Origin of the sequence: Rhodanobacter sp. FW104-R8 (assembly GCF_001617365.1) — a bacterium.
Lineage (GTDB): Bacteria > Pseudomonadota > Gammaproteobacteria > Xanthomonadales > Rhodanobacteraceae > Rhodanobacter.
This window is the reverse complement of sequence record NZ_LVJR01000014.1, coordinates 45,120-56,987: the sequence shown is the minus strand read 5'-3', so window position 1 is coordinate 56,987 and position 11,868 is coordinate 45,120. Positions and strand designations below refer to the sequence as shown.

Here is an 11,868-nt window from a genome sequence, read left to right as displayed (position 1 = left end):
GGCGCTGTAGCCGCCGGTCAGGGTTTCCTGCTGGTCGATGGCGCCGTAGAGGGCAGCTGGAAGCCGCCGATGTTCTTGTACGGTTCGCCGGTGTTGTAGCCGTTCACGTAGTACGCGTTCTCGGACACGCTGGAGCCGCCGAAGGAGACCGCGTTGCCGAAGAAGCTGCTGCCCTTGACCGTGCCCGGCGCCAGCAGCGCGATGGACTCCGCGTTGCGGGTGACCGGCAGCTTGCGCAGGTCGGCGGCGGTGATGACGGTGCTGGAGTTGACGCTGCTGACGTCGATGGACGGCAGCGCGCTGGCGGTGACGCTCAGCGTGCCCAGCTGGGTGACGTTCTGCGAGGCCGCCTCGAAGGTCACCGAGGTACCGCCGCCGGGGGAGATCGCCACCTTTTCGCGGGTGCCGACCACCGTACCGCCCTTCTTCAGGGTGACGGTGTAGGTCCCTACCGGCAGGTTGTTCAGCGAGAAGCGGCCGGCGCTGTCCACCGCGACTTCACGCGACACGCCCGACGAGTTGCTGGCGGTCACGGTTTCGCCGGCTGCCACGGGCGCCTGGCCGAAGATCGAGCCCGAGGTGGACTGCGCCATGGCGACACCGCCGAGGCTCATGCTGAGCGCCACGGCGAGCGCGGTGTGGCGCCAGTTCGGATTATGGATTTTGTTGGAACGGCTCATAAGCAACGTATCTCCCCAGATTGAAAGCCCGCAGGCCAAATGGCGTAACCCGAACAGTCCATCGGACAGCGATCCGATGCATGCTGGCAGCCGGTTACTGATGTCGTGCAGGCAACCTCACGTGCCGAAGCTTGTATTCGCGGTGTCCAGCGACCTGCTCGCCGAACATAAAGCGGCGTAAACGCCGGCGTCAATGAAATGTTTATAGGTTTTTTACTAATAGTAAATAATTACGATGGATGACCACATAATCAGCAATAAATTGCGATTTCAATTACAAGATCCTGCGCTTTGCTCGGCAATCGTGTAATAAAGACGATAATTTGAAGTTGTGGAATCAAGTCGGGGGACGAACCCTTAACGCGGCGCCCCGATTGCGCGAGTGGCATCCCGGCGCTAGAGTTGCGCGGTTCAGGTGTCCCGGCGGCGTTACGCTCACGGGATGAAACGGGAAGCCGGTGCGCTGTGCGCTACGCACTGCAAGGCCGGCGCTGCCCCCGCAACGGTAAGCGAGATCCACGAACGGCGAATGCCACTGTGCGATGCACGGGAAGGCGCCGCTCGCGGCCTGCGGATCGCCGCAGGCCACTCGCCAGCCCGGAGACCGGCCCGAACGATTCCTGGTGGCTCGCGGTGGGCGAGGCCGAACCACGTGTCGGTCGATCCTGCCTGCCCGTCGTTCCGTCTTCCCTCCGCATCCGCCGCCATCTCATCGAACACGTGAGCCGCGCGCGGGTGCGCGGTACAGAGAGGAACGGATATGAAGAAGACCCTGCTGGCAGCGGCCCTGCTCAGCTGCACGATGGCTGCCCAGGCGGCCGACCAGAACGAGGCGGCGCCGCTGGCCCCGGTGATCGTCACCGCCACGCGCACCGCGATCACCGCCGACGATGCGCTATCCTCGGTGACCGTGCTCACCCGTGCCGACATCGAGCGGCTGCAGCCGGTTTCGGTGTCCGACCTGATGACCGGCCTGCCGGGGGTGACGTTCGCCCAGACCGGCGGCCTCGGCGAGCAGACCTCGCTGTTCCTGCGCGGCACCAACTCCACCCATACCTTGCTGCTGGTCGACGGCGTGCGGGTGGGCTCGGTCAGCGCCGGGCTGGCGGCGTTCGAGCAGATCCCGGTGGAGCAGATCGAGCGGATCGAGATCGTGCGCGGCCCGCGTTCGAGCCTGTACGGCGCCGACGCGATCGGCGGCGTGATCCAGATCTTCACCCGTCGCGGCTCGCACGATGGCGGCCTGCAACCCTCGTTCAGCGTCACCACCGGCAGCAACAAGCTGCTGAGCGGGCAGTTCGGCCTGTCCGGCGGCGACCAGCATGCCTGGTACAACCTCGGTGTGGGCGCGCTCCACACCCGCGGCATCAACGCCTGCCGCATCGGCGCCGCCGAGGCGTTCGCCGGCTGCTATACCGACGAGCCGGACCGGGACGGCTACCGCAACAAGAACCTCAGCGCGAACGCCGGCTACCGCTGGGACAACGGCGCAGAGCTGGGCGGCACCTGGCTGCGCAACCTGGGCGAGATCCATTACGACGGCAGCTACCAGAACCGCAGCCGCACCGTGCAGCAGGTCGCCGGCAGCCACCTCAGCTTCAACCCGCTGCAGGCCTGGAAGACCACGCTGAGCGTGGGCCAGAACCTGGACCGCTACGACAACTACGAGAACCAGGCCTTCGTCGGCTACATCTATTCGCGGCGCAACCAGGCGTCGTGGCAGAACGACATCAGCCTGGCCGGCAACCAGCTGCTCACGCTCGGCGTCGACTGGCAGGGCGAGCACATCGACAGCGATACCGGCTTCCTCGCCAGCCACCGCAGCGACACCGGCAGCTACGCGCAGTACCAGGGCACGTTCGGCCGCAACGAAGTGGCACTGTCGGCGCGGCGCGACCACAACAGCCAGTTCGGCAACCACAACACCGGCGCGGCGGCGTGGGGCTATCACTTCGATGACGGCCTGAAGCTGTCCGCCAGCTACGGCAGCGCGTTCCACGCGCCGACCTTCAACGATCTGTACTACCCGTACGGCAGCGGCAACCCGAACCTGAAGCCGGAGAAGTCGCGCAGCGCCGAGCTGGGCCTGAGCCAGCAGCTGACCGGCTGGAACTGGGCGGTGAACGCCTACCAGACCCGCATCAGCCAGCTGATCGCGCTGGACGCCAACTACTACCCGTCCAACATCAGCAAGGCGCGCATCCGCGGCGTGGAAGGCCAGCTCGGCGCCAACCTCGCCGGCTGGCAGCTGCAGGGTTACCTGACCTGGCTGCAGCCGCGCAACGAGGACGGCGGCGCGAACGACGGCAAGGTGTTGCCGCGCCGGCGCGAGCGCACCGCACGGGTGGACCTGGACCGCCGCTTCGGCCCCTTCGGCGTCGGCGCCACCGTCTTCGCCGCCGCGCACGGCTTCGACGACGCGGCCAACCGGCACCGGCTCGGCGGCTATGCCACCACCGACCTGCGCGCCAGCTGGCATTTCGCGCCGGACTGGCAGGTGGAGGCGCGCCTGGCCAACGTGTTCGACCACCACTACGAGACCGTGTGGTACTTCAACCAGCCCGGTCGCAGCGCGTTCCTGACCCTGCGCTACAGCCCCGCCGCGCGCTGAGCTCCCGCCGTACCGCGATCGCCCCGGGTCTTCGCCGGGGCGATCCCCTGCCTTCCGGCACGGGTGGACTTCAGGCACATTCGCCGCTTGCCGGCGACTGGCATAAAGCCGGCATGATGAATGGAACTCTCGCCCCGGCCGCACCTTCGCCACGCGCGTACGCGTCGTGCGCATCCGGCGTGCGGCGCCTGCGGCTATGCTTGAGAGCCACGGAAGCGCCATGAACATTTTCGCCCCATTGATCCGCCGCCCGGTCGGCACCTCGCTGCTCGCGCTCGGCCTGATACTGGCCGGGCTGTGGGCGTACCTGTTGCTCGGCGTGGCCGCCTTGCCGTCGCTGGATTTCCCCGGCGTCTACGTGGCGGCCAACCAGCCCGGGGCCAGCGCGCAGACCATGGCGAACACCATCCTGGCGCCGCTGGAGCGGCACCTGGGCCGCATCCCCGGCGTCGACGAGATGTACGGCAACGCCAGCGAGGGCTCCGCCTCGGTGATGGTGCGCTTCACCATGAGCCGCACCGCCGACAGCGCCGCGCGCGACGTGCAGGCGGCGATCAACGCGGCCGCGGTCGACCTGCCCAGCGGCATGCCGACGCCGCCGCAGTACTTCAAGTTCGACACCTCGCAGATCCCGATCCTGTTCCTCACGCTGACCTCCACCGGACTGCCGCAGGACCAGTTGTTCGACCTCGCCGACACCATGCTCAAGCCCGCCGTGGCGCAGATCGGCGGCGTGGCGCAGGTGCAGGTGTTCGGCGGCACGCCGCACTCGGTGCGGATCGAGCTGGACAACAACGCGCTGGCCGCCAAGGGGCTCACCACCAACGACGTGGCCAACGCGCTGCGCGCGGCCAACGTCACCTCGCCGCAGGGCACGCTGAGCAACGGCCGCACCCAGATGACGGTGAGCGCCAGCGACGGCCTGCAGACGCCGGCCGAGTTCGCCCGCCTGCTGATCTCGGTGAAGAACGGTACGCCGGTGCGCCTGTCCGACGTGGCGCGGGTGTACGGCGGCCAGCAGGACGAGTACCAGGCGGCATGGTTCAACGGTGCGCGCACAGTGGGCCTGCAGATCAGCAAGCGGCCGGAGGCGAACGCGGTGGCCACGGTGGAGGCGATCCGCGCCAGGCTGCCGCAGCTGGGCGCGTCGCTGCCGTCGAACGTGACGATGTCGGCGGTGTTCGACCTCACCCAGACCACCAAGTCCGCGCTGCACGAGGTGCAGGTGGCGCTGCTGATCTCGATCGCGATGGTGGTGCTGGTGATGCTGGTGTTCCTGCGCCGGCTGCGCCCGACCCTGATCGCCACCTTGAGCGTGCCGCTGTCGCTGGCCGGCGCGTTCGTGGTGATGTGGGCGCTGGGCTACACGCTCAACACCCTGTCGCTGGTGGCGCTGGTGCTGTGCATCGGCTTCGTGGTGGATGACGCGATCGTGGTGATCGAGAACATCGTGCGCCACATGGAGCGCGGCGAGCCGCCGATGCAGGCGGCGCTCACCGGCGTGCGCGAGATCGGCTTCACGGTGATCTCGATCACCCTGTCGCTGGTGGCGGTGTTCGCGCCGCTGCTGTTCGGCAACAACATGTTGGTGATGCTGCTGCGCGAGTTCTCGGTGACGCTGGCCGCCGCGGTGGTGATCTCGGCGCTGGTCTCGCTCACGCTCACCCCGGCGCTGTGCGCCTACCTGCTGGAGCACGAGCCGGCGATCCGCAAGCCGCCGGGCCGGCTCGAGCGCGCGGTGGAGAATTTCGACCGCCGCCTGCTGCGCATCTACGAGCGGGCGCTGGACTGGGCGATGCACCACCGCCGCATCATGCGCTGGCAGCCGCTGACCCTGCTGCTGCTCACCTTCGCGCTCGGCTTCGCGGTGGCGAAGACCGCCGGCGGCACCTTCATGCCGCAGGAGGACACCGGCCAGCTGCAGGTCGACATCCGCGCCGACGCCAACATCTCGCCGGACCGGCTGGCCGAGCGGGTGCAGCACGTGGCGGCGCTGATGCAGGCCGACCCGACCGTGCTGGACCTGCTCACCATGCTCGGCCGCAACGGCGGCGGCGACGGCGCGGTGGGCAACGCGGCGCAGATGTTCGTCGACCTGAAGCCGCGCGGCAGCGGGCCGGAGCAGCGCCACGAGAACATCAAGCAGGTGATCGAGCGGCTGTCGAAGCAGTTCGACCGCCTGCCCGACGTGAAGGTATCGGTCAGCCCGGTGCAGTTCCTCGGCGGCGGCGGCAGCGGCGACGGCGGCGGCCAGTACGAATTCCAGCTGGTCAGCAGCAATGGCGGCGACCTGCAGCCGTGGACGCTGAAGATGGTGCGGCAGATGCGCACGATCAAGCAGTTCCGCGACGTCAGCAGCGGCTTCGACCAGGTCGGCAAGCAGCAGCTGCTGAAGATCGACCGCGAGGCCGCCGGGCGCCTGCACGTGGGCATCGGCACGATCGACTCGGCGCTGTACAACGCGTTCGGCCAGCGCCAGGTGTCGCAGATCTATTCCGACATCAACCAGTACGCGGTGGTGCTCAGCACCGGCGCGGCGCAGAGCGTGAGCGCCGAGTCGCTGCTGAACGTGCGGGTGCGCAACGAGCAGGGCCGGATGATCCCGCTGTCCGCGCTGGCGAAGATCGAGCCGAACATCAGCCCGCTGCGGGTGCGCCACCACAACCAGCTCGAAGCGGCCACGATCAGCTACAACCTGGCCAAGGACGTGCCGCAGGACCTCGGCGTGAAGCTGGTCGAGCAGGCCGCGTACGCGGTGGGGCTGCCGGCCGGCATGCGGGTGGATTTCACCGGCGCCAACCAGCGCCTCAAGCAGGCCCAGTCCAACGGCATGGTGCTGCTGCTCGGCTCGATCCTGGCGATGTACATCGTGCTGGGCATCCTGTACGAAAGCCTCGGCCATCCGCTGACCATCCTCTCCACCCTGCCGGCCGCCGGCGCCGGCGCGTTCCTGGCGATGCTGGTGACCCAGACGCAGATCTCGATGATGGCGATCATCGCGATCCTGATGCTGATCGGCATCGTCAAGAAGAACGCGATCCTGATGGTCGACTTCGCCCTGGTCGCCGAGCGCGAACGCGGGTTGCCCGCGCCGGAGGCGATCCGCGAGGCGGCGCTGGTGCGCTTCCGCCCGATCACCATGACCACCCTGGTGGCGATGGGCGCCGCGCTGCCGCTGGCGATCGGCTTCGGCATCGGCTCGGAGATGCGCCAGCCGCTCGGCATCGCCATCGTCGGCGGCCTGCTGGTGTCGCAGCTGCTGACCCTGCTCAGCACGCCGGCGATCTACCTGTGGAACCACGACCGCAAGATCCGCAAGGCGGCGCGCAAGGAACGGCGCGCGGAGAAGAAACGGCTCAAGGCGTTGGGCAAGCCCCAGACGGCGTAAGCCTGCGGGCCGGGTTCATTGGGCAGACGCTTCGTAGGGCGGGCACCGCCCGCCGGCTCGGGATGTATGGCAATAGCGGAGCAGGAGCGGCGGGCGGTCTCCGCCCTGCGCCGCCTGAAGCGTTGAAGTCCAACGCCACCTGATCAACGAACTCATTCCCCCGGGAAGGTGTGAGGCGTGTCGTGGCCGAGGTTTTTGCAATTCCCTTTAGCCCGCCCCGGCCGCCGCCGGCCGCGCCGCGCCGATGCTCCGCAGTGCCGGACTGGTCATGCAGGCGAGGGCGATCGCGCTCAGCGTCAGTCCCGCCGCGGTGAACAGGGTCGCCAGCGAAACCACCTTCAGCAGGCTGCCGGCGATGGCGGCCGCCAGCGGGCCCAACCCCATGAAGGTGAACATCAGCACGCTCATGGTGCGGCCCATCATCTCCGGCGCCACGCGGCGCTGGATCCAGCTGACGATGGCGATCTGCGCGATGCCGGCGAGCACGCCGGTGCAGGCCAGCAGCACGGCGCCGGCGAAGGTCGAGTGCACCAGCGCCATCGTGGCCAGCGCCAGCCCGGCGAGGCTGTCGATGCCCAGCACCATCCGGCCGAGCCGGCCGCGCACCAGTCGGGTGGCGATGCCGGAGAGGGCGCTGCCCAGCAGCATGCCGCCGCCGTTCGCGGTCATCAGGATGCCCAGCGACGCGGCGCCCAGGTCCAGCCGGGTATCGGCCAGCACCGGCAGGCCGACCTGGATCGGGCCGCCCACGAACACCGATACCACGGCGGCGTAGAGGATGAACGCGCGCAGCGGCAGGTCGGCCCAGATGTTGCGGATGCCGCTGGCGACATTCGCCAGCACGCTGCCGACCGGTGCCTTCGGGTGATGGTCGCTGTGGATGCGGATCAGCATCAGCGAGCCGAGCGAGAATAGGAAGCTCACCGCATCGATGCCGAAGGCGAGCCCGAGTCCGGCGGCATCGGCCACGCCGTTGTCGTGTTTCCCATGCGCGCCGACGCTGATCAGCAGGCCGGCGATCGCCGGGCCGACGATCATGCTCAGCTGGCGCATGCCCATGAACAGCGCGTTGGCCGGCTGCAGCTGCTGCGGCGGGATCAGTTGCGGCAGGATCGCCGAGCCCGCCGGATAGGCGAACGCGGTGGACAGGCCGATGCCCAGCGCGAGTGCGTAAACCATGCCCATCCCGATCGCCCCGGCCAGCACCAGCACGGCGAGCAGGCTGACCAGCAGCGCGTTGACCGCGCGCGCGCCGAGCAGCACCCGCCGCGGCGACATGCGGTCCACCACCGCGCCGCCGATCAGCATGAACGCGGCACGCGGCAGCGCCATCGCCGCCAGCACCAGGCCGAGCGCGGCCGGGTCGCCGGTGAGTTTCAGCACCAGCCATGGCAAGGCCACCAGGGTGAACTGGTCGCCGATCGCCGAGATCGTGCTGCCGCCGAACAGCAGGCGGAAGTTGTGGTTGGCAAACAATGAACCGGGCGGGATGGACGGCATCGGGTGATCCTCGGGCGCAGCGCGCGGGCTGGGTTGCAGGGGAAAATCGTGTCGGGACAGGGTCGGTTGCCGTGGGCAGGATCAGTCGGCTTCCGCCTGCGCGTCCCAGGCCAGCGCGGCGAGTCGGCGCAGATGGTCGCGTACGTCCGCCGGCCAATGATCGGTCAGGCGGATGAAGCCCGCACGCTCGCCACGCCAGAATGCGCGCGCGGCCTCCTCGTAACCTGCCAGGTCGCCGGCCAGCACGCGCATGCTGCGGTCGGCCGCTTCCGCCGCCTGACGGGCGCGTCCCTTGGCGTCGCCGCCGCGCGCGGCCTGTTCCACCAGCCGCCGCAGCACCGCCGAGGCGCCATCCGGCTGCTGCGCCAGCCAGTCCCAGTGACGCGGCAGCAGGGTGACTTCGCGCGACACCACGCCCAGCTTCGGCCGGCCGGGACCGCGCGGGATGGTCTCCAACGAAGCGCCCTGCAGCCGCGCCAGCATCTCGTCCGGTGTGCCGCGAAAATCGATTTCCACCGGCAGGCCGCTGGCGTCGTCGAGGACCAGCAGTGACCCGGCAGCGCCCGCGTCTAGCGCCCGTCTGGCCGCCAGCGCTACCTCGGCGAGCGGGCCGGAAGCGAGCAGGCGGTGATGATCGAACGCGGTGCAAGGGCGGTTGGCATCGGGCCGCATGATTTATCCGGGCAAAAATCTGGAGTGGATATTACCCGGGTTAAACAACGTGTCAATAATACCCGGGTGAAATGGCGTCCCTGTCTCCTGTCATGGCTCTCTCCGCCGCCCCGGCTTGCTATGGTGGCCCCTTTCCGCCGAACGGACGAAGCCCATGCGACTGCGCCCGGCCGCCTTGCTGGCCACCCTCACCCTCCTCGCCGCCGCGCCGGCCCCGCTGCCCGCGGTGGCGGCCGAACTGACCATCCCGCCGATCCCGTACCACCAGCGCACCCTGCCGAACGGCCTGCAGGTGCTCAGCGTGGAGGATCACGCCAGCCCGAACGTGGCGGTGCAGGTGTGGTACCACGTCGGCTCGAAGGACGACCCGCAGGGGCGTTCCGGCTTCGCGCATTTGTTCGAGCACCTGATGTTCAAGAGCACGAAGCACATGCACGCCGAGCAGTTCGACCGGTTGACCGAGGACGTCGGCGGCGCCAACAACGCCTCCACCGGCGACGACGTCACCAACTACTTCGAGGTGGTGCCCAGCAACCATCTGCAGACCCTGCTGTGGGCCGAGGCCGAGCGGTTGTCCAACCTCAACGTGGACGAGGCGAACTTCAGGTCCGAGCGCGCGGTGGTGCAGGAGGAGTACCGCCAGAGCGTGCTGGCCAACCCGTACGGCAAGCTGTTCAACGCGATCGACCCGCACTCGTACACCGTGCATCCGTACAAGCGCCCGACCATCGGCAGCATCGAGGACCTGGAAGCGGCGACGCTGCCGGACGTGATCGCGTTCCACCAGACCTTCTACCGACCCGACAACGCCACCCTGATCGTCGCCGGCGACTTCGACCCGAAGCAGCTCGACGCCTGGGTCGACCAGTATTTCGGCTGGATCCCGAAACCGACCGCACCGATCCCGCAGGTCACCGCGCAGGAACCGAAGCGCAAGAAGAACCTGCGCTACACCGTCACCAGCGAGACCGCGCCGCTGCCCGCGGTGGCGCTCACCTGGCTGCTGCCGCCGGCGTCCGACACGGCTGACAGCATCCCGCTGCAGGTGGCCGCCGCGCTGCTCTCGCAGGGCGATTCCTCGCGGCTGTACCAGTCGCTGGTGTATCGCCACCAGGTCGCCCAGCGGGTCGGCGCCGATGCCGACGGCCGGGTCGGCCCGGGCCTGTTCACCGCCTATGCGATCCTCGCCAGCGGCCACCAGCCGGCCGAGGCGGAGAAGCTGCTGCACGAGGAGATCATCTGGCTGGCGACCCAGCCGATCCCCGCCGCCGAGCTGGGCAAGGTTAAGACCCAGCTGCTGACCGGCGAGCTGAAGCAGCGGCAGACCGCGCAGGGTCTCGCGTTCGCGCTGGGCCAGGCGGCGCTGATAGACGGCAGCCCGGAACACGTCAACACCGACCTGGCCGCGTTGCAGAAAGTTACCGAACAGGACGTGCACCGGGTGTTGCAGAAGTACGTGACCGGCGCGCGCAGCGTCACCATCGACTACCTGCCGCAGGCTGCCAAGGGAGCGACGGAATGAAGAGCGACGAAATGAGCCGCCGGAAAAACATCTGCCGTCTGGCCGTCTTTACGGCCATCTTGATGGCCTCCGGCGGCGCGCTGGCGGCCGATTTTCCCGCCACGCCGCCCGCGCCCGGTCCCGCGCCGGCGCTGAGCGTGCCGACGCCGGTGACGCAGACGCTGGCGAACGGACTGCAGGTGGTCAGCGTGCGCCGCGCCGACCTGCCGCTGGTCACCGCGCAGCTGGTGTTGCGCCGCGGCGGCGAGATGGATCCCCCGCCGCTGGCCGGCCTGGCCGACCTCACCGCGAACCTGCTGACCAAGGGCGCCGCCGGCAGGAGCGCGCCGCAGATCGCCGCCGCCGCCGAGGCGCTGGGCGGTTCGCTGGATGCCGCCGCCGGCTGGGACCAGAGCGCGGTGGGCATCACCGTGACCACGCCGAAACTCCCGCAGGCACTGGAGTTGCTGGCCGAGGTGGTGCGCCGGCCGGACTTCAGCGCGGCCGAGCTGAAGCGGGCGCAGGCGCAGGCGATCGACGACCTGCGCCTCAGCCTCAGCCGACCGACCGCGCTGGCCTCGCTGGCGGCCAGCCGCGGCGTGTTCGGCGACGGCGCGTATGGCCATTCGCGTGCCGGCACGCCGGCCTCGCTGGCGCGGATCGGCCGCGCCGACGTGCAGCGGCTGCACGCAGCGCTGTACCGGCCGGACAACGCGATCCTGATCCTCGCCGGCGACGTCACCCCGGCGCAGGCGCAGCAGCTGGCGCAGGCCAGCTTCGGCGATTGGCCGAAGCCGGCCACGCCGCTGCCGGCCAGGCCGGCGGGCAAGGCCGCCAGCCAACTGCCGGCGGTGCTGCTGATCGACCAGCATGGCGCCGGCCAGGCCGGCGTGGTCGCGGCGCATGCCGCGCCGCCGCGCGGCGATGGCGACTACTACGTGGGCACGGTCGCCAACGCGGTGCTCGGCGGCTCGTACTCGGCGCGCTTGAACGAGGAGATCCGCATCAAGCGCGGCCTCTCCTACGGTGCCGGCAGCCGGCTGGAGCCGCTGCGCGACGCCGGCCTGTGGCTGGCTTCGGCGCAGACCAAGAACCCGTCCGCGGCGCCGGTGGTCGAGCTGATGCTGGGCGAGTTCAAGCGGCTGGGCGACACGCGGGTTTCCGCCGAGGAACTGGCCGCGCGCAAGGCCACCCTGATCGGCGGCTACGGCCGCAGCCTGGAGACTACCGCGGGGCTGGCCGGACAGGTCGGCGAATTGGCGGTGTACGGCGTGCCGCTGGACGAGATCGGCCGGTACATCGCCAAGGTGCAGGCGGTGACGCCCAAGCAGGTCGAGAAGTACGCGGGCAGGCATCTGGCGGCTGGCGCCGGCACGGTGGTGGTGGTCGGCGACGCCGCGCAGTTCGCCGCGGACATTCGCAAGGCGCATCCGCAGGCCACGCTGCTGGAGTCGACCACGCTGGACCTGGACAGCCCGGGCCTGCGGCCGGCCAGCGGCAAGTAGTTCCCCGCCCT

Annotated in this window: 7 protein-coding genes and 1 riboswitch; of the genes, 4 read left to right on the top strand and 3 right to left on the bottom strand. The window is 69.3% G+C overall.

Annotated features, from left to right (window positions below; translation table 11 throughout):
• Positions 1 to 17: 17 nt before the first annotated feature.
• Positions 18 to 680 carry a carboxypeptidase-like regulatory domain-containing protein gene (locus RHOFW104R8_RS17985; protein WP_343123772.1) on the bottom strand — a complete coding sequence of 221 codons (663 nt, stop codon included), beginning with the start codon at positions 678 to 680 and terminating at the stop codon, positions 18 to 20.
• Positions 681 to 1,076: 396 nt separating this feature from the next.
• Positions 1,077 to 1,308, top strand: a riboswitch (cobalamin riboswitch).
• A gap of 132 nt (positions 1,309 to 1,440) precedes the next feature.
• Between RHOFW104R8_RS17985 and btuB the strand changes: the two genes are divergently transcribed.
• Positions 1,441 to 3,291 (top strand): TonB-dependent vitamin B12 receptor, encoded by a 1,851-nt coding sequence (gene btuB / locus RHOFW104R8_RS03355; protein WP_068094118.1) that lies wholly within the window; start codon positions 1,441 to 1,443, stop codon positions 3,289 to 3,291.
• A gap of 220 nt (positions 3,292 to 3,511) precedes the next feature.
• A complete protein-coding gene (locus tag RHOFW104R8_RS03350) occupies positions 3,512 to 6,679 on the top strand; it encodes an efflux RND transporter permease subunit (RefSeq protein ID WP_068094121.1) in 3,168 nt (1,055 codons plus the stop codon).
• Between the two features lie 207 nt (positions 6,680 to 6,886).
• Here the strand turns inward: RHOFW104R8_RS03350 and RHOFW104R8_RS03345 are convergent, their stop codons facing one another.
• Positions 6,887 to 8,179: an MFS transporter gene (locus RHOFW104R8_RS03345; protein ID WP_068094124.1), complete on the bottom strand. Its 1,293-nt coding sequence runs from the start codon at positions 8,177 to 8,179 to the stop codon at positions 6,887 to 6,889.
• Between the two features lie 81 nt (positions 8,180 to 8,260).
• Complete coding sequence (locus RHOFW104R8_RS03340) at positions 8,261 to 8,851, bottom strand: DUF2239 family protein (RefSeq protein ID WP_068094126.1); 591 nt, start codon at positions 8,849 to 8,851, stop codon at positions 8,261 to 8,263.
• A gap of 154 nt (positions 8,852 to 9,005) precedes the next feature.
• Here RHOFW104R8_RS03340 and RHOFW104R8_RS03335 point away from each other — a divergent pair, with 154 nt between their 5' ends.
• Together RHOFW104R8_RS03335 and RHOFW104R8_RS03330 are read left to right on the top strand one after the other, a co-directional pair.
• Positions 9,006 to 10,373, top strand: coding sequence for a pitrilysin family protein (locus RHOFW104R8_RS03335; RefSeq protein ID WP_068094129.1), 1,368 nt, complete (start codon positions 9,006 to 9,008; stop codon positions 10,371 to 10,373).
• Positions 10,370 to 11,857 (top strand): pitrilysin family protein, encoded by a 1,488-nt coding sequence (locus RHOFW104R8_RS03330; RefSeq protein ID WP_235604382.1) that lies wholly within the window; start codon positions 10,370 to 10,372, stop codon positions 11,855 to 11,857. The genes RHOFW104R8_RS03335 and RHOFW104R8_RS03330 overlap by 4 nt, the downstream gene beginning before the upstream one ends.
• Positions 11,858 to 11,868: the final 11 nt, after the last annotated feature.